At 56.4% G+C, this 18,450-nt stretch carries 17 protein-coding genes; 7 read left to right on the top strand and 10 right to left on the bottom strand.

All coding sequences use genetic code 11. The annotated features are described in order from the left end of the window. Together glnL and glnA are read right to left on the bottom strand one after the other, a co-directional pair. Positions 1-748: nitrogen regulation protein NR(II) (gene glnL, locus ACOTX2_RS21560; RefSeq protein WP_421625978.1), on the bottom strand; the 748-nt coding region annotated here is incomplete at its 3' end. A gap of 167 nt (positions 749-915) precedes the next feature. Beyond that, positions 916-2,325: a glutamate--ammonia ligase gene (glnA, locus tag ACOTX2_RS21555; RefSeq protein ID WP_003861925.1), complete on the bottom strand. Its 1,410-nt coding sequence runs from the start codon at positions 2,323-2,325 to the stop codon at positions 916-918. Between the two features lie 377 nt (positions 2,326-2,702). Between glnA and typA the strand changes: the two genes are divergently transcribed. After that, positions 2,703-4,526 (top strand): ribosome-dependent GTPase TypA, encoded by a 1,824-nt coding sequence (gene typA / locus ACOTX2_RS21550; RefSeq protein WP_022649851.1) that lies wholly within the window; start codon positions 2,703-2,705, stop codon positions 4,524-4,526. Between the two features lie 79 nt (positions 4,527-4,605). Here the strand turns inward: typA and ompL are convergent, their stop codons facing one another. The 7 genes from ompL to yihU form a co-directional block, all read right to left on the bottom strand. Then, positions 4,606-5,292, bottom strand: coding sequence for a porin OmpL (ompL, locus tag ACOTX2_RS21545; RefSeq protein ID WP_032626918.1), 687 nt, complete (start codon positions 5,290-5,292; stop codon positions 4,606-4,608). A 74-nt stretch (positions 5,293-5,366) separates the two neighbouring features. After that, a complete protein-coding gene (locus ACOTX2_RS21540) occupies positions 5,367-6,791 on the bottom strand; it encodes an MFS transporter (RefSeq protein ID WP_022649849.1) in 1,425 nt (474 codons plus the stop codon). Positions 6,792-6,834: 43 nt separating this feature from the next. Continuing rightward, entirely contained in the window at positions 6,835-8,217 is a 1,383-nt protein-coding gene (locus ACOTX2_RS21535) for an MFS transporter (protein WP_022649848.1), read from the bottom strand. 45 nt (positions 8,218-8,262) lie between these two features. Then, positions 8,263-10,287, bottom strand: a complete 2,025-nt coding sequence (locus tag ACOTX2_RS21530) for an alpha-glucosidase (protein WP_063148339.1) — start codon at positions 10,285-10,287, stop codon at positions 8,263-8,265. Between the two features lie 16 nt (positions 10,288-10,303). Continuing rightward, positions 10,304-11,545 carry a sulfoquinovose isomerase gene (yihS, locus tag ACOTX2_RS21525; protein ID WP_063148340.1) on the bottom strand — a complete coding sequence of 414 codons (1,242 nt, stop codon included), beginning with the start codon at positions 11,543-11,545 and terminating at the stop codon, positions 10,304-10,306. A gap of 14 nt (positions 11,546-11,559) precedes the next feature. Beyond that, a complete protein-coding gene (gene yihT, locus ACOTX2_RS21520; protein ID WP_063148341.1) occupies positions 11,560-12,435 on the bottom strand; it encodes a sulfofructosephosphate aldolase in 876 nt (291 codons plus the stop codon). 17 nt (positions 12,436-12,452) lie between these two features. After that, positions 12,453-13,343, bottom strand: coding sequence for a sulfolactaldehyde 3-reductase (gene yihU / locus ACOTX2_RS21515; protein WP_022649844.1), 891 nt, complete (start codon positions 13,341-13,343; stop codon positions 12,453-12,455). 155 nt (positions 13,344-13,498) lie between these two features. Here yihU and ACOTX2_RS21510 point away from each other — a divergent pair, with 155 nt between their 5' ends. The 6 genes from ACOTX2_RS21510 to fabY all read left to right on the top strand — a co-directional run bounded on the left by ACOTX2_RS21510 (position 13,499) and on the right by fabY (position 18,243). Then, positions 13,499-14,395, top strand: a complete 897-nt coding sequence (locus ACOTX2_RS21510) for a sugar kinase (RefSeq protein WP_063148342.1) — start codon at positions 13,499-13,501, stop codon at positions 14,393-14,395. 34 nt (positions 14,396-14,429) lie between these two features. After that, positions 14,430-15,230: a DeoR/GlpR family DNA-binding transcription regulator gene (locus ACOTX2_RS21505; protein WP_023298924.1), complete on the top strand. Its 801-nt coding sequence runs from the start codon at positions 14,430-14,432 to the stop codon at positions 15,228-15,230. A gap of 118 nt (positions 15,231-15,348) precedes the next feature. Then, positions 15,349-15,948 carry a glucose-1-phosphatase gene (gene yihX / locus ACOTX2_RS21500; RefSeq protein ID WP_023315056.1) on the top strand — a complete coding sequence of 200 codons (600 nt, stop codon included), beginning with the start codon at positions 15,349-15,351 and terminating at the stop codon, positions 15,946-15,948. Further along, positions 15,942-16,823, top strand: coding sequence for a virulence factor BrkB family protein (locus tag ACOTX2_RS21495; RefSeq protein ID WP_023298923.1), 882 nt, complete (start codon positions 15,942-15,944; stop codon positions 16,821-16,823). The genes yihX and ACOTX2_RS21495 overlap by 7 nt, the downstream gene beginning before the upstream one ends. After that, positions 16,820-17,257: a D-aminoacyl-tRNA deacylase gene (dtd, locus tag ACOTX2_RS21490; RefSeq protein ID WP_015569909.1), complete on the top strand. Its 438-nt coding sequence runs from the start codon at positions 16,820-16,822 to the stop codon at positions 17,255-17,257. Before ACOTX2_RS21495 ends, dtd begins: the two co-directional genes overlap by 4 nt. A 44-nt stretch (positions 17,258-17,301) precedes the next feature. Beyond that, positions 17,302-18,243 (top strand): fatty acid biosynthesis protein FabY, encoded by a 942-nt coding sequence (fabY, locus tag ACOTX2_RS21485; protein WP_022649838.1) that lies wholly within the window; start codon positions 17,302-17,304, stop codon positions 18,241-18,243. 8 nt (positions 18,244-18,251) lie between these two features. Here fabY and ACOTX2_RS21480 read toward each other — a convergent pair. Continuing rightward, positions 18,252-18,450 (bottom strand): alpha/beta hydrolase (locus ACOTX2_RS21480; protein WP_421625977.1); only part of this gene is annotated, 199 nt, incomplete at its 5' end.

The raw sequence follows: 18,450 nt of genomic DNA, 5'->3' as shown, positions 1-18,450 counted from the left end.
ACGCGTTACGCACAATGTTCAACAGCACCTGTTCAATCTGGTCCGGATCGTGCGCCAGCTCCGGCAGGCTTGGGTCATAGTCACGCACCAGCGTGACGTTATCCGGCAGCTCCATCGAGACGAGTTTCACCACCCGCTCCGCGACCTTGTGAATGCTTTCTGAAACGTGCATCCCTGGCTGCTGCGGCCCGAGCAGGCGATCGACCAGATTACGCAGACGGTCCGCCTGCTCAATAATGACGTTGGTATACTCCGCCAGGGCAGGGTCAGGCAGCGCTTTGGTCAAAAGCTGTGCCGCACCGCGTAAGCCGCCCAGCGGGTTTTTGATCTCATGGGCCAGCCCGCGCACCAGGTCGCGCGCCGCAATCTGCTGCGCATGCTGAAGCTGCTCCTGGCTGAGACGACGCTGGTTATCCATCGGCGCCATTTCCAGCAGAATCATGCCATCTGGCAGGCGCTGTGCGGTGAGGGACAAAATATGCGAGCGTCCGTCAATCACCAGTGTCACTTCGTTATCGGTGAAGCCCTGACCCGCCTGCAAACTCTCCTGCATCAGGCCAATATTCAGCGAGAAATAGCTCAGCAGTTCTGGCAGCGGCGTGCCAAACAGTTTACGGGCGCTTTGGGCGAGCAGCTGCTGCGCCGCCGGGTTGGCGTAATGCACCGCCAGCTCGTCGTCGACCAACAAAATACTGTTAATTAAAGAATTGAGGATCTGCCCAGCATCGGGCAGCGTGCCAGTTGCCATTCAGCAGTCTCCTGGAGTCGTTGCACTATTTTAGTGCAGTATAGCGTTTTAGAGGTAAAAAGCGCGTGAGATCAGGTTGTTGGTGGAGAAAAAAGCCCATCCGAAGATGGGCTAAAGTTTCCACGGCAACGACTCCCGACGCGTATGCGCCGGGTAAAACAAATCAATTAAACGCTGTAGTACAGTTCGAACTCAACCGGGTGCGGCGTCATGCGAACGCGGTCGTTTTCTTCGGTACGCAGCGCGATGTAAGCGTCGATAGCTTCATCGGTGAACACGCCGCCAGCGGTCAGGAACTCGCGGTCTGCGTCCAGCGCCTGGAGGGCTTCTTCCAGAGAGCCGGCAACCTGTGGGATCTCTTTCGCTTCTTCTGGCGGCAGGTCGTACAGGTTTTTGTCCATGGCTTCGCCCGGGTGGATCTTGTTCTTGATACCGTCCAGACCGGCCATCAGCAGTGCTGCGAAGCACAGGTATGGGTTAGCCGCCGGGTCCGGGAAGCGCACTTCGATACGACGCGCTTTCGGAGACGCAACCACCGGGATACGGATAGAAGCAGAACGGTTACGGGCAGAGTACGCCAGCATTACTGGTGCTTCGTAGCCAGGGACCAGACGCTTGTAGGAGTTAGTGGTTGGGTTCGCCAGGGCGTTGATCGCTTTAGCGTGTTTGATAACACCACCGATGTAGTGCAGCGCCTGCTCGGACAGACCCGCGTATTTGTCGCCAGAGAACAGGTTAGTGCCGTTCTTGGACAGGGACATGTGGCAGTGCATACCGGAACCGTTGTCGCCGAACATGGGTTTTGGCATGAAGGTCGCGGTTTTACCGAAACGGTGCGCAACGTTGTGCACAACGTATTTGTAGATCTGAATCTCATCCGCTTTTTTGGTCATGGTGTTGAAGCGGGTTGCGATTTCGTTCTGGCCAGCCGTTGCCACTTCGTGGTGGTGCGCTTCAACAACCAGGCCCATCTCTTCCATGATCAGACACATGGTAGAACGGATGTCCTGAGAAGAATCGACCGGAGGAACCGGGAAGTAACCGCCTTTCACGCCCGGACGGTGACCTTTGTTACCACCTTCGTACTTGGTGGAAGAGTTCCATGCGCCTTCGATGTCATCGATAGCGACGTGGGAACCAGAAATGGAAGCACCAAAACGGATGTCGTCGAACAGGAAGAACTCTGGCTCTGGCCCGAACAGAACGGTGTCTGCAATACCGGTAGAACGCAGGTACTCTTCAGCGCGTTTTGCGATGGAGCGTGGGTCACGGTCATAGCCTTGCAGCGTGCCAGGTTCCAGGATATCGCAGCGGATGATCAGCGTAGGTTCTTCGTAGAACGGGTCAATGAGCGCAGTGGTTGCATCTGGCATCAGAACCATGTCGGATTCGTTAATGCCTTTCCAGCCGCCAATGGAGGAGCCGTCAAACATTTTGCCTTCTTCAAAGAATTCGGCGTTCACCTGATGAGCAGGGATCGTGACGTGCTGTTCTTTACCTTTGGTATCGGTGAAGCGCAGATCAACAAACTTCACTTCATGTTCGTTCAGCATCGTCAAAACGTGTTCAGCGGACATACTTAACTCTCCAGATTGGTCATTGTCGTCGTGGTAACGAGGTCTTCAAATCGGCTGGGCTGCCATATTTTTACTGTATTTCTGTAAAGCGAAATCTGTGCCAACTTTTAAAACACCCCAAAAAGGCGTTATCATGCGCACCATAGTGCAGAAGGGCTGCACCACATTGGATTCGTTGCACCATTATAGTGCTTCAGTGTGAACATTGAGCACCATATTGGTGCAATTTACGTTAAAGTGCCCTTTTACCGCTCCGTGAAAGCGATCACAAAGCATCTCTGCAATACTTGTTTGCGGGGGATGTTTGTGATCCTGTTTTGTAGTGCGATTAATCCGTGTACAATAACGCGCTATTTCTAAATGCCTGAGGCAAAGTTGTGATCGAAAAATTGCGTAATATCGCCATCATCGCGCACGTCGACCATGGTAAAACTACCCTGGTTGACAAGCTGCTACAGCAGTCCGGTACGTTTGATGCTCGTGCCGAAACTCAAGAGCGTGTGATGGACTCCAACGATTTGGAGAAAGAGCGTGGGATTACCATCCTCGCCAAAAACACCGCTATCAAATGGAATGACTACCGTATCAACATCGTTGATACCCCAGGGCACGCCGACTTCGGTGGTGAAGTTGAGCGCGTGATGTCCATGGTGGATTCCGTGCTGCTGGTGGTTGACGCATTTGATGGCCCTATGCCGCAAACGCGCTTCGTGACCAAAAAAGCATTTGCCCACGGCCTGAAACCTATCGTTGTGATCAACAAGGTTGACCGTCCTGGCGCGCGTCCTGACTGGGTTGTTGACCAGGTCTTCGACCTGTTCGTTAACCTCGACGCGACTGACGAACAGCTGGACTTCCCTATCGTTTATGCGTCTGCGCTGAACGGTATCGCCGGTCTGGATCACGAAGACATGGCGGAAGACATGACTCCGCTGTACCAGACGATTGTTGACCGCGTTCCTGCGCCAAACGTTGACCTGGAAGGCACCCTGCAAATGCAGATCTCCCAGCTCGACTACAACAACTATGTTGGCGTAATCGGCATTGGTCGTATCAAGCGCGGTAAAGTGAAGCCTAACCAGCAGGTCACTATCATCGATAGCGAAGGCAAAACCCGTAACGGTAAAGTCGGTAAAGTTCTGACTCACCTGGGTCTTGAGCGTATCGAGAGCGACATCGCTGAAGCGGGCGACATCATCGCTATTACCGGTCTGGGTGAACTGAACATCTCCGACACCATCTGCGATCCGCAGAACGTCGAAGCGCTGCCAGCCCTGTCCGTTGATGAACCAACCGTATCCATGTTCTTCAACGTCAACACCTCTCCGTTCTGTGGTAAAGAAGGTAAGTTCGTTACCTCTCGTCAGATCCTTGACCGCCTGAACAAAGAGCTGGTGCACAACGTTGCGCTGCGCGTTGAAGAAACCGAAGACGCTGATGCATTCCGCGTTTCCGGTCGTGGTGAGCTGCACCTGTCTGTTCTGATTGAGAACATGCGTCGTGAAGGTTTCGAGATGGCGGTATCCCGTCCGAAAGTTATCTTCCGCGAAATCGACGGTCGTAAACAAGAGCCGTTCGAAAACGTAACGCTGGATGTTGAAGAGCAGCACCAGGGTTCTGTCATGCAGGCACTGGGTGAGCGTAAAGGCGACCTGAAAAACATGAATCCAGATGGCAAAGGCCGCGTACGTCTCGACTACGTGATCCCAAGCCGTGGCCTGATCGGCTTCCGTTCTGAGTTCATGACCATGACCTCCGGTACCGGCCTGCTGTACTCCACCTTCAGCCACTATGACGACATCCGTCCGGGCGAAGTGGGCCAGCGTAACAACGGCGTACTGATCTCCAACGGTCAGGGTAAAGCGGTTGCGTTTGCGCTGTTCGGTCTGCAGGATCGCGGTAAGCTGTTCCTGGGTCACGGTGCTGAAGTTTACGAAGGCCAGATTATCGGTATTCACAGCCGTTCTAACGACCTGACGGTAAACTGCCTGACCGGTAAGAAACTGACCAACATGCGTGCGTCCGGTACTGACGAAGCGACGGTTCTGGTTCCACCGATCAAGATGACGCTGGAGCAGGCTCTGGAATTCATCGATGATGACGAACTGGTAGAAGTGACGCCTCAGTCAATTCGTATCCGTAAACGTCACCTGACCGAGAACGATCGTAAACGTGCTATGCGCGGTGCGAAAGAAGAGTAATTCGGTTATGCCGTAGGCCGGGTAAAGCGCAAGCGCCACCCGGCAACGAAAAGCCGCTGAGCGATCAGCGGCTTTTTTATTAGAAGGAATAACGTAACCCTAACCGAATCCGGTACTGCTCGCGGTTGTAATCATTCCATCGGTCCAGCCACTGTAGTTCGAGGTACGGCAGCCAGTTTCTGTCGATCTTATAGCTGAACTTGTTGGTAATTTCCCAGTGATGATCTTTGCCATTTTTGCTGTGGTAATCATTCACCCGCTGGAAAAAATGCGGCTCAAAGGTGTAGAAAAACGCATCCGTCACTTTGAAATTCCAGTAGTTGGCGAATTCGTGCGTGTCGTTTTTATCCATCTGCCCGTTATAGTCCGGCGTATCGTAATTGTTATGGTTATAGCGATAGCGGAACGTCAGATTAAACCAGTCCGTAAATTTATAGTTAGTATCTAAATAGAGTGCTCCACCCGATCCTGCGCTGCTGTCGTTAATTAACCCGCCGGGCTGGAAGGTGAGTTTGTCGGTCGGTTTGAAGAGCGGATACCAACCCTCGATTTCGTTATAGCTGTGTTTCAGTTCGTCCCATTTCCCCACGTTATAAGCGTTGGTGAACATCAGCCCCGCGCCCATATCGAAGTTATAGCCCGCACGCAGGATCACCTCGTGCAGCTCAGAGGCCGTATTGTACGCTTCGCGCGTTTCGACATAGGCCCCGGCAAAAACCGGGCAGGACACAGACGACACGATCAGTACGGTGATGATTCTATTCATAATTTGTCCATGTATCAGGTACAGAAAGGCCTCCCTCCTGATTAACAGGAAGGACATATTGGCCGGATTTATAGTTATAAAGTGACTGCTGACGCTTTATTGTTGGTGGTTATCTCAGGGGTATTTGCTGTCTGTTTTTTCCGTTTTCCAATCTCCTCGATAATAAAGGCGAAGCGCGCTTCGTTGAGTTTATAAAACAGCCCCATGGTCACGGCAGCAACGATCGCCAGGCCGCACGGCCAGAGGAAAATCAGCTGACGCAAACCCAGCAGCGTGCCCGCGCTCTGCACGGCATGGGGAACGTAGCCAATCTGGGTCAGCATGATGCCGGGCAGAAAACCGGCGAGCGCAGCGGAGATTTTGCGCGAGAAGGTATAGCCGGTATATACCGACCCTTCGGCGCGAATCCCGGTTTTCCACTCGCCGTAATCAACCGTATCCGGCACCAGCGCCCAGTTCAGGCTGTTCACAAACGCCGTGCCGAAGAAGGCCATGCAGGAAAAGAGCACAAACAGCAGGGAGCTGGTCCCCCAGAAGAAATTCAGCACGTCGCCCACCGCCCACAGCGCCAGCCCGCCCAGATAGACCGGTTTCTTGCCAAAGCGCTTTACCGCACCGGGCACCAGAAACACGCCAATCAGAATGCAGCCCATGCTGAAAAAGCCCATCCACGACAGGAGATGCAGATCGTTCAGCACATACTGGGTGTAATAGACCTGAATCGCCAGCTTGATGTTAAACGCGGCGAGGGTACAGAGGTTGGCGATGCACAGCACCAGCAGCGGCGGATTGCGGAAAATTGCGCAGAATGATTTCAGAATGCCGGGCTTATGGTGATCGGGCGTAAGCTCGACGTAGCGCTCTTTCACCCCGCTGTAGCACCACCACATGCAGAACAGCCCCCCGGTGACGAACACCAGCGCGGCCACCAGATAGCCGAGTGAGGGCTGGCTGACGAACAGCGCCTGAATCGGCATAAAGCCGACGGTGCAGAGCAACAGTCCTACCGTTGCGCCGCCCTGACGCCACGCCGCAAGCTGCGCGCGCTCGTTCGGGTTTTTGGTGATGGCCGGAACCATTGCACCGTAGGCGCAGTTCATCAGGCTGTAGCAGAGGCCAAACATCATGAAGAGCACGGTGGCGAGGGCCGTTTTCACCGTCAGGCTAAAGTCGTTGGCCATAAACTGCGCCGTGGCCACCAGCGCCACCGGGACGGAGGCGTAGAGAATGAATGGCCGGAATTTCCCCCGCGCGCCGATATTACGCCGGGAGTCCAGCAGCACCCCGGTCAGCATGTCGGTAAACGCGGTAAAGAACTTGGCGACCAGAAAAATGATGCCGCCGTAGAACGCGGGCATGCCCAGCTCGTCCGTGTAAAACTTCAGCAGATACAGCGTGCCAATACAGAGCATCAGGTTCGAGCCAAAATCGCCCATCCCGTAGGCGCACTTCTCTCGCAGGCTCAATTTGAGGGTTAACGGATCAGTATTGTGTGTCATGGTCGATCCTCAAAGCGCCCCGCAGGGCGCTCAATCACGTCATTTATGCCGTACGTTTGCGCAGCTCAATTTCTTCCACGATGCGCACATACATCTTCTCGTTGAGGTTGTAGAAGCAGCCCATCGCCACGATGGTGATGACCGCCAGCAGGCTCGGGTAGATAAATATCAGCTGCCGCAGCCCTTCAACCGTGCCGGCGGATTGCACCACGTTGGGCACATAGCCAATCTGCGTAAGCATGATCCCCGGGAAGAAGCCCGCCAGCGCCTGCGATACCTTGCGGAAGAAGGTAAAGCCGGTATAGACCGTCCCCTCGGAGCGTACGCCGGTGCGCCACTCGCCGTACTCCACGGTATCGGAGACCAGCGCCCAGTTCAGGCTGTTCACGAACGCGGAACCGAAGAACGCCAGACAGGAGAACGCCACAAAGCTCACCGAGCCGCCGCCGAAGAAGTAGTTAAGCAGATCGCCTGCCACCCAAATTGCCAGCCCGCTGATATAGACCTTTTTCTTACCAAAGCGCCGCACCGCGCCAGGCATCATAAAGACGCCGATAAAAATACAGCCCATGCTGAAGAAGCCCATGTACGACAGCAGGATCGGGTCGTTCAGCACGTACTGCGTGTAGTAGACCTGAATGGCGAGTTTGACGTTAAAGGCACCCAGCGTGCACAGGTTAGCGATGCACAGGATAAACAGCGGACGGTTCCCGGCGATGGCGCGAAACGACTGCAATAGCCCCGGTTTCTGCGCCGGGTTAGCAGGTTGCGTCTCAACGTAACGCTCGGTTACGCCTTTATAGCACCACCACATAAAGAACAACCCGAACAGCGAGAAGAGGGTGGCGGCAAAGATGTAGCCAAGCTGGTCATTGCCCTCAATGAGGTTCATCACCGGTACAAAGCCCACCGTACAGAGCAGCAGGCCGAGCGTGGCGCCGCCCTGACGCCAGGCCGCCAGCGAGGCTCGCTCGTCCGGGTTTTTGGTAATGGCGGGCACCATCGCGCCGTAAGAGCAGTTCATCATGCTGAAGAACAGGCCGTACAGCATGAACAGCACCGTTGCCATCACCGTTTTGCCGGTCATCTCAAACGGTGTGCCGACGAAGTTGGCAATCGCCAGCAGCGTCACAGGGAAGGCTGCATACAGCACGAACGGGCGGAATTTCCCTTTCGGGCCAATCTTGCGCCGGGAGTCGAGCATGATCCCGGTGCCCATATCGGTGAAGGCGGTAAAAAACTTCGCAATCAGGAAGATAATCCCCCCGTAGGTACCGGGCAGTCCCAGCACGTCGGTGTAGAACTTCAGCAGATACAGCGTGCCGATATCCAGCAGGATGTTAGAGCCGAGATCGCCCATCCCGTAGGCGAGTTTTTCTTTAAACGGCAGGCGCAGGGTTGCCGGGTCAGAAGTATGTTGACTCATTATTGTTCTCCGTCTGCCCGCAGGTTTCCCCGCGGGCGAGCCTTATCAGATATGACGTAAGGTGCTAAACAGATCTGCCCATTCGCTTTGCTGGCGATAGAAGACCGGCGGTTTGCCGAGCGGGGCATCAACGGTCACGTCACCGCCCCGGCAGATTTCCCCCGTCCACGCATTGACCCAGCTGTCCTGCGGCAGATAGAGCGACCAGTCGCGGCGTCCCTCTTCATGAACCGGGGCCACCAGCAGATCGCGGCCAAACAGGTACTGGTATTTCAGCGTGTAGGCGCGCGCGTCGTCCTCGTAGTGCAGGAACAGCGGACGCATCACCGGCAGGCCGCTTTTCGCGTTCTGCGCAACCGCAGCTTTGATGTACGGCTTCAGAGTGGTGAACACGGTGGTCATGCGCGCGAAGTGCGCGATGGTTTCGGCGTCGCCGTCGAACTGCCAGTTGTCGCCAGGGCGATTGCCCTCGTGGGTACGCATCATCGGCGTAAAGGCGCTGAAATCGCACCAGCGCAGCAGCAGCTCTTTGCTGCGCTTCATCTCGAACAGCGTCGTATAGCCGCCAATGTCGCTGTGGTGCAGCCCGTGCCCGGTCATCGCCAGAGACAGCGCCGCCGGTACGACGGACGCCAGACCGTCGTCCAGGCTCCAGTCGACGTTCTGATCCCCCGCCCACATCATCACCGAGTGCTTCTGGCTGCCGGTGTAGCCCGCGCGCATGAAGAACAGGATCTCCCCGAGCTTGCCGGTCTCCTCCAGTGCTTCGTAGTTACATTTCGCCCACAGGGCAGGCCAGGCGTTATGCATGATCTCCGCGCTAACGCCGTTGTGCAGGAAGGTATCGGTCGGCAGATATTCCCCGAAATCGGCCATCCAGCCGCCGCAGCCCAGTTCGATCAGGTTCTTTTTGATGACCTCTTTGTACCAGCCGTAGGCTGCCGGGTTGGTCAGGTCGATAACGCCTGCGTAGAACTCGCCGAACTCAACGTGGTAATCCTCGCCGTTGGCGTTTTTGGTCAGATAGCCGCGTTTCGCCGCCTCTTCGCAGAGATCTTTATCGCTGGCGACGTACGGGTTGATATAGGAGAGGAACTGCACGCCTTCCTGTTTCCACTGCGCAATCCGCTCATCAAGCTGCGGATAGAGCGCGCTGTTCCACTTCCAGTTCCACATCACGCGTTTGCCGAAGGAGGTCATCCGGATGCCGGACCAGTCCTGCGCCCAAATGCCGTTCACCTTCACGCCGCCCTCGCGCATGGCGTCGAGCTTCTGCTGACACACCTCGGTGCCACCCTGAATACCCAGCGTCACGCCGTCGTAAACCCAGTCCGGCAGTTCAGGCTGACGCCCCAGCAGGCCGGTCAGTTTTTCCAGCAGATCGACGTAGGTTTCTGCGCATTCGAAGCGCAGCGTGGCGTTATCTTCCCAGAACGCCAGCTCGTGGAAGTCCGGCGCGCTGAAGTCGAAGTTCATATAACAGCTGTTATCCACGTGGCAGTAGTACTTCTGGGTGCTCACGAAGGTAGGCTGCGGGAAGAAGGTCCAGTAGTAATCGCCGCCCGCGTTCTCTTTGCAGTCGGCCTGCCAGGTGACGTAGGTCTGCTTATTGCGGCCCACGCCCTGCTCGCTGGTCCACAGCGGAAACGGCTTGCCGCGCAGATCGAAATACGAGAACTGCTCTCCGCAGCCGTAGATATGATCGTCAGGCTGAGCTGCCAGCCGCAGCCAGATGCGGTTATGGCTGGCGGCGTCATTTTTCAGCTTCAGCTCCAGACGGCCTTCACCATCCACGCCCACCAACAACGTCGCGCTCACCGCGTCGCCGCGGGTAAAGCGGATTGCCCAGCCCGTGCTTTGCTGCGTAACGGTCGCGTTCGTCAGGGCAATCTTTTCGTTGAGCTTGTCTTTGATGCTGAAGTTGCCGCGAAACATCTCGATATCCGCCTCACCTGCGCCGATCCACAGGCAAGGGGCATCCGCAGAGTGGGATAAAATCAGACGGTCCTGCCAGCGCAGGGTAAAACCACTTTCGTTATTTTTCAGGTCAATATTGTGTAGGGTACGCATAAAAACTCCGTCTTTATTATTTGGCCAGGCTATCCAGTAATCCGGCGGCTACGGCAGGCGCTAAGCCCGGCGCCAGCGGCAGGCGGGGGATCACCAGGCAGTGCAGCAGATGGTAAATATCCTGCTTGCCGTCCCAGACTTTGGTGGTCACTTCGTTATTGGTGTCCAGCTCCTGCCACCATGAACCGTTTTCGTAATCCATCAGGTACTTGATGCAGTAATCCCACCACTTCTGATACCAGGCTTCGTACTGCGCCTCACCGGTGACGGTGTAGAGCGCGTAAGCCGTACCCATCGCTTCGACGATTGGCCAGCGCACGCGTTCGCGGACGATAGGTTTACCGTCCCAGCCCACGGAGTAGACAAAGCCATCGGCCCCGTCGGGTGCCCAGGCGTCCCGGATGGTGGCGTGGAACAGGCCTTTCGCATCTTCCAGCAGCCATTCCGGCGGGGTTTCACAGCGCGCTTCCAGGGCGGCGCGCAGGTGCAGCATCAGGCGACCCCACTCAATCCAGTGCCCCGGCGTGCCGCCGTAGGCGCGGAAGCGGTGGGCGGGGTTATCGATGTTGTAGTCGCGGATCGGGTTCCAGTTGGTGTCGAAATGCTCGTTAACGCGGTACTCCCCTTTGCGCGCCACGTCGTGAATAATCACCGAGGCGATGCGCAGGGCGCGGTCGAGCCATTTGCGGTCGTGGGTCACGTCATAAACGATGAGGAAAGCTTCCACGGCGTGCATGTTGGCGTTACCGCCGCGGTAATCTTCCGTTTTGCTGAACGCTTCATCCCAGGACTCCAGGCACATCTGCTCCTGTTCGCTCCAGAAGTAGCGCTCAATCACCTCGATGGCGTCGTCCAGCAACTTGCGTGCCTGCGGATGGCCGGTGGTGACGGCGCTCGCCGCGCCCAGCAGGACGAAGAAATGCTGATAGCCCTGCTTGGAGGCATCAATTACGCCTTCATCGTTTACGCAGGCGTACCAGCCACCGTGCTGCTTGTCGCGCAGCGGACCGTTCAGGGCATTAATGCCGTGCTCAACCAGGGCGTACGCACCAGGACGGCCCATGTTCGCCGCCACCGCGTACACGTGCAGCATGCGGGCTGTGATCCACAGATGGGTGCCCATATCGCTACGCACCTGCCCGTTATTGCCCAGCCAGCCAAAGCCGGTCGGTACGGCGGCGTTTTTACCGAAATCGAGAATGCGGTCGGTCTCTTGTTCGAGCCAGCGGTTATGGCTCAGGGTGTTAAACCATTTCATGTTCGGATCCTTTCTTAACGGCGAGCCATCATTTCGTCGACGATCTCACCCAGACGCTGAAGTTTTGGTACGGAAATATCACGCAGCATCAGCTCGGTGTCCGGCAGGCCAATCACAGAGGACCAGACGGCGCGACCGGCTAAAAAGCCCGATGCCCCCGCCTGCATCGCCACGCTCACCGCGCGCGGGAATAACTTATCGTCCACGCCGGAGGAGAGGATCACCCACGGCATGGCGATGTTCTCGTGCAGCTTCTGCGAGGCCGTCAATAGCTCGTGCTGCGTGCCCTTACCAAACAGCGGCATTTCCACTTTGTAGAGGTCGGCACCGCTGTCGCCCAGCTCTTTGGCCGCATCGATAATCGCCTGCTCGCGGTCAAACGCGGCGCCGCGGCGCGGTGGACGCACAACCGGCTCGATAATGCTCAACAGACCGTTATCGTGGCACAGCGTATTGAACGCTTTCACCATCTCCAGGCGCTGCTGCGGATCTTCATCGCTGCGCCACAGCACCAGCAGCTTCAGCGCCTTGCCGCCGTCGCGTTTGACCGCCTGCGCGTCAATGCTCTTGTCGATCACCACGCTGTCGACCGGAATACCGTTCCCCGGAATAAACTCGTCGGCTGCCACAATCATCGCGCAGCTTTTGGCCACGGCCCGCTGCTCGACAATCTGGCGATAGCAGAACTGCTGGTCGACGAGAATGGCAGAGGCGTACGGCGACAGAATTTTTGCCGCGTTGACTTTAAAATCCGTCAGGTGCTGGTCGGTTACCGGTACCGGCGCGCCTGCCGCCGCAAACATCAGGCGCATCGCTTCGCGCTGATCCACGGCCAGCATCGCAAAACCGCCGGAAGGTCGGGTGATATCTTTCAGGGTGTACATCGTCATTCCTCAGTCCTTTCGTATCAGTGTGATTTTTTCAGCCCGGCAGATGCGCGAACCTGTTCAAGAATGGCTGTCCAGTCTTCGCGCCCGCGCCCGGCGGCGCGTGCCTGGTTGTAAACTTCTCGTGAAGCCGCGCCCAGCGGCATTGGGACATGCAGCTGGTTGGCCACGTCGAGGGCGATCCCCAGATCCTTATGCGCAAGGTCGATCATGAAGGCGGGTGAAAGATCCCCTTTCAGCACCTTGTTCGGCCATGACGTGGTGAAGTGGCCTTTGCCCGCAGGTGTGCCGCTCATCACCTTGAGCGCCACGTCAAAGGAGAGGCCAAGCGCTTCGCACAGTACGGCGGCCTCGGCGGAAAGGGCGTTCAGGGCGATGCTCATGTAGTTATTGATGAGCTTCACGCGGATGCCCATTCCCGGCCCGCCGGCGTTAATCAGTTCATTACCCATCGCCATTAAGACGGGGGTGGCGCGCTCAACCTGCTCTGCCGTGCCGCCTGCCAGCAGGAGTAGCGTACCGGCGATGGCATGATCAGAGGTGCGCCCGACGGGCACGTCCATCAGGCTGAAGCCTTGCTCTGCCATGTCGCGGATCAGCGCGTCGGTTTGCAGCGGGTGAATGGTGGACATATCAATGACCAGCGCGTCGCGGGATAATCCTTCGCACACGCCGTGCTCGCCGAACAGCACGCTGCGCACCAGGTCGCCGTTTGGCAGCATAGTGATCACGAATTCGGCATCCGTTGCTGCCTGTGCGGGCGTTGCCGCCGCCCGGGCGCCGCTCTCTACCAGCGCCTGAACCGCCTGCGGGTTCACATCAAAAACGTTAAGCTGGTGGCCCTGTTTCAACAGATTCTTCGCCATGGGCGCGCCCATCTGTCCTAAGCCGATAAATGCGATTGCTGACATGCCTCTCTCCTGTCACATCGTGTCAATTTTTGCGCGTTTGTGGTGTCTGTTTTTGATCGTATTTGTAATTTATAGTCAAAAAATTGACACGGGTCACTTTTTAAACATTTGGTGAAATTAAAATGAAGGCATCAGAAATCGCAGAAGGAATCACCATGACTCGCATCGTTTGTGTCGGCATTACCGTGCTGGATCGCATCTGGTATCTCGAGGATTTACCAAAAGAAGGTGGGAAATATGTCGCAAAAGACTACACGGAAGTGGGCGGCGGACCGGCGGCAACGGCGGCAGTGGCAGCCGCGAAACTGGGCGCGGAAGTGGATTTTATTGGTCGGGTGGGGGACGACGATACCGGCAGACGGTTGCTTGCGGAGCTGGAATCCCTGGGGGTGAACACTCGCTATACGCGCGTAGTTAAGGGGGCCCGATCGTCGCAATCGGCGGTGCTGGTGGATGCAGATGGGGAAAGAGTGATTGCCAACTACCCCAGCCCCGATCTGCCCGCCGAGGCAGGCTGGCTGCATGAAATCGACTTCTCTCAGTGGGACATTGTCTTAGCCGACGTGCGCTGGCATGACGGGGCAAAACAGGCATTTACCCTGGCCCGTCAGCAGGGCGTTCCGACGTTGCTGGATGCGGATGTTACCCCGCAGGATATCGCGGAGCTGATCGCCTTAAGCGATCACGCGGCCTTCTCTGCGCCGGGACTGCGGCGTTTAACGCAGTTGGATGAAACAGAAGACGCATTAAAAAAAGCACAAATGCTCACAAATGGACATGTGTATGTCACGCAGGGGCGAGACGGCTGTTTCTGGCTGGAAAACGGCGCGCTATGTCATCAGCCTGGTTTTGAAGTGAAGGTCATTGATACCACCGGCGCGGGCGACGTGTTCCACGGTGCGCTGGCGGTCAGCCTGGGGCAGAAATTGCCCGCCGCAGACGCCGTGCGTTTTGCCAGCGCCGTCGCAGCACTGAAATGCACAAAGCCCGGCGGGCGCGCGGGTATACCCGACTGTGATCAAACCCGCTCTTTTTTGTCACTTTTTGTATAAAATGCGGGGCGTGATGGTTTTCAGAGGACAGCCCATGAGCCTTACCGAACTGACCGGCAACCCGCGTCACGATCAGCTGCTGACGCTGATTGCCGATCGCGGCTATATGAACATTGATGAACTGGCGCAGCTGCTGGATGTGTCGACGCAAACCGTGCGCCGGGATATCCGCAAGCTTAGCGAGCAGGGGCTGATCACCCGTCATCACGGCGGTGCGGGCAGGGCATCCAGCGTGGTCAATACGGCGTTCGAACAGCGTGAAGTTTCGCTTACCGAAGAGAAACGGGCGATTGCCGAAGCGATTGCGGACTATATCCCGGATGGCTCGACCATCTTTATCACTATCGGGACGACCGTGGAGCACGTTGCCCGGGCACTGCTTAATCATAATCATCTGCGCATCATCACCAACAGCCTGCGGGTGGCGCACATTCTTTATAAGAACCCGCGTTTTGAGGTGATGGTACCTGGCGGTACGCTGCGCCCGCATAACGGCGGCATTATCGGGCCTGCGGCAACGGCGTTTGTGTCTGGCTTCCGGGCGGACTACCTCGTGACCAGCGTGGGGGCGATAGAGCACGACGGCGCGATGATGGAATTTGACGTTAACGAAGCCAGCGTGGTGAAAACCATGATTGCCCACTCCCGCCACATTTTACTGGCGGCCGATCATACGAAATACCACGCCTCCGCGGCGGTTGAAATTGGCAACGTGGCGCAGGCGACGGCACTGTTCACCGATGAGCTGCCCGGCCCGGCGCTGCAAAGTCACCTAAAATCCAGCAAGGTTGAGGTTGTCGAAGTGAATTCCGGAGAAGAGCAGCAGGCTGGCTGATCGTCTTATGGCCCGATATTGCGATTCGGGCCTTTCCTTTCTTTAAGCTGAATCTGGCGCATAGCTAAACTTTCTCTTTCCCGCTACAGTTACTTTTCCACGGCGATAGGAGATAAACATGCTTTATATCTTTGACTTAGGAAATGTAATCGTCGATATCGATTTTAACCGGGTGCTGGGCGCATGGAGCGATTTTAGCCGTGTTCCGCTGGCGACGTTAAAGCAGAATTTCGCGATGGGTGAGACTTTCCATTTGCACGAGCGCGGTGAGCTCAGCGACGAAGCGTTCGCAGAGCGTTTCTGTCAGGAAATGGGTCTCTCGTTAAGCTACGAGCAATTTTCCCACGGCTGGCAGGCCATATTTGTCGCGATCCGCCCCGAAGTGATCGACATCATGCACAAGCTGCGCGAGCAGGGGCATCGCGTTGTCGTGCTGTCTAATACCAACCGCCTGCATACCACCTTCTGGCCGGATGAATACCCGGAAATTCACGCGGCGGCAGATAAAGTGTATCTCTCCCAGGAGATGGGGATGCGTAAACCTGAGGCGCGCATCTATCAGGCGGTATTGCAGGAAGAAGGATTCACGGCAGCGGATGCGGTCTTTTTTGACGACAACGCCGATAATATAGAAGGGGCTAATCAGTTAGGTATCACCTCCATTCTGGTGACCGGAAAAGAGACGATACCGAACTACTTTGCGAAGCAGTTATGCTAAAAACCGTTCATCAAAAAGCCAATCACCACACGCGCCCGCTGAGGGCGTGGCTGAAACTCCTCTGGCATCGCATTGATGAGGACAACATGACCACGCTGGCGGGCAATCTCGCTTACGTGTCCTTGCTCTCGCTGGTTCCGCTGGTGGCGGTAATTTTTGCGCTTTTTTCGGCGTTTCCGATGTTTGCCGATGTGAGCATGCAGCTTCGCCATTTTGTTTTCGCAAACTTTATTCCTGCCACCGGCGATGTGATCCAGAACTACATTGAACAGTTTGTCGCTAACTCCAGCAAGATGACGGCGGTGGGGGCGTGTGGGCTTATTGTTACCGCGCTGCTGCTGATGTACTCCATCGACAGTGCGCTCAACACTATCTGGCGGAGCAAAAAAGTCCGCCCAAAGGTCTATTCCTTTGCCGTCTACTGGATGATTTTAACCCTCGGCCCCTTGCTGGCGGGGGCGAGCCTGGCGATCAGCTCCTACCTTCTTTCGCTGCGCTGGGCGAGCGATTTAAACAGCGTGATCGATAACGTGCTGCGCATCTTCCCGCTGATTTTATCGTGGCTTTCGTTCTGGCTGCTTTATAGCGTGGTGCCAACTACGCGCGTACCCAACCGTGATGCCGTGGTGGGTGCGCTGGTCGCGGCGTTGCTCTTTGAGTTGGGCAAGAAAGGATTCGCGCTTTATATCACCATGTTCCCCTCTTATCAGCTGATTTACGGCGTACTGGCGGTGATCCCCATTTTGTTTGTCTGGGTCTACTGGACGTGGTGCATCGTCTTGCTTGGCGCCGAAATAACTGTCACTCTCGGGGTCTACCGCGAACTTAAAAAAGCAGCAGAAGCTGAAAAACAACAAGAAGCAGACCAACCATGATTGCATTGATTCAGCGCGTAACCCGTGCCAGCGTCACCGTGGCGGATGAGGTGACGGGTGAAATCGGCCCAGGACTTTTGGTGCTCCTGGGTGTCGAAAAGGATGACGACGAACAAAAAGCCAACCGCTTGTGTGAGCGCGTGCTGGGCTACCGCATTTTCAGCGATGCGGAAGGCAAGATGAACCTGAACGTTCAGCAGGCGGGCGGCAGCGTGCTGGTGGTGTCCCAGTTTACGCTGGCTGCGGATACCGAACGCGGCATGCGGCCGAGTTTTTCGAAGGGCGCGGCACCGGATCGCGCAGAAGCCCTTTACGAGTACTTTGTTGAGCGCTGTCGCCAACAGGACATGAACACACAAACCGGACGATTCGCTGCGGATATGCAGGTTTCGCTGGTGAACGATGGCCCCGTCACATTCTGGCTCCAGGTATGAGCCAACTGGCGGCCTGGCCGCGGGTAACAAGAGAGAGTACAGCTATGTATCACCTTCGAGTACCGCAAACGGAAGAAGAGTTAGAGGTTTATTACCATTTCCGCTGGGAAATGCTGCGCAAGCCACTGCATCAACCTAAAGGGTCTGAACGCGACGCCTGGGACGCGATGGCGCACCACCAGATGGTGGTTGATGAAGAGGGCAATCTGGTTGCCGTGGGGCGTTTGTATATCAATGCCGACAACGAAGCTTCAATCCGCTTTATGGCCGTTCACCCCTCCGTGCAGGACAAAGGCCTCGGAACGCTGATGGCAATGACGCTGGAATCCGTCGCCCGTCAGGAAGGGGTCAAGCGCGTCACCTGTAGCGCCCGTGAAGATGCCGTTGAGTTCTTTGCCAAGCTTGGTTTCGTGAATCAGGGGGAAATCACCGCCCCGCAAACTACGCCGATTCGTCACTTTTTGATGATCAAACCCATCGCCACCCTGGACGATATTCTCCATCGTGCCGACTGGTGCGGGCAGCTCCAGCAGGCGTGGTATCAGCACATTCCGCTCAGTGAAAAAATGGGCGTGCGTATTCAGCAATATACCGGGCAAAAATTTATTACCACCATGCCGGAAACCGGAAACCAGAACCCACACCATACCCTGTTTGCCGGTAGCCTGTTTTCACTCGCCACGCTCACCGGCTGGGGACTGATCTGGCTGATGCTGCGCGAACGTCATCTCGGCGGCACCATTATTCTGGCCGATGCCCATATCCGCTACAGCGCGCCGATCAGCGGCAAGCCGAGCGCGGTAGCTGACCTGGGCGCACTGGGCGGCGATCTCGACCGTCTGGCGCGTGGGCGTAAAGCACGCGTACAAATGCAGGTTGAGCTGTTCGGCGATGAAACGCCGGGCGCGGTGTTTGAAGGCACCTATATCGTTCTGCCTGCGAAGCCGTATGGCGCGTATGAAGAGGGCGGGAACGAGGAGGAGTAGTCTCCTTCTCACTCTCGCCCGGCATGGTTAATGCGCCAGGCAATATCTCGCATAACGTCTCGCGCTGACTGGCTAATTCCACCCAACTGGAAGAAGCCGTGAATTACACCCCGCCATCGTTGAGCGGTACACTTCACGCCTTGCTCCGTGAGGCGCTGATAAAGCGCCTCGCCTTCGTCGCGTAACGGATCATACTCAGCGGTAACA

The organism is Enterobacter cloacae complex sp. IR5412, assembly GCF_049237385.1.
GTDB lineage: Bacteria > Pseudomonadota > Gammaproteobacteria > Enterobacterales > Enterobacteriaceae > Enterobacter > Enterobacter intestinihominis.
This window is presented reverse-complemented; position numbering and strand designations above follow the sequence as displayed.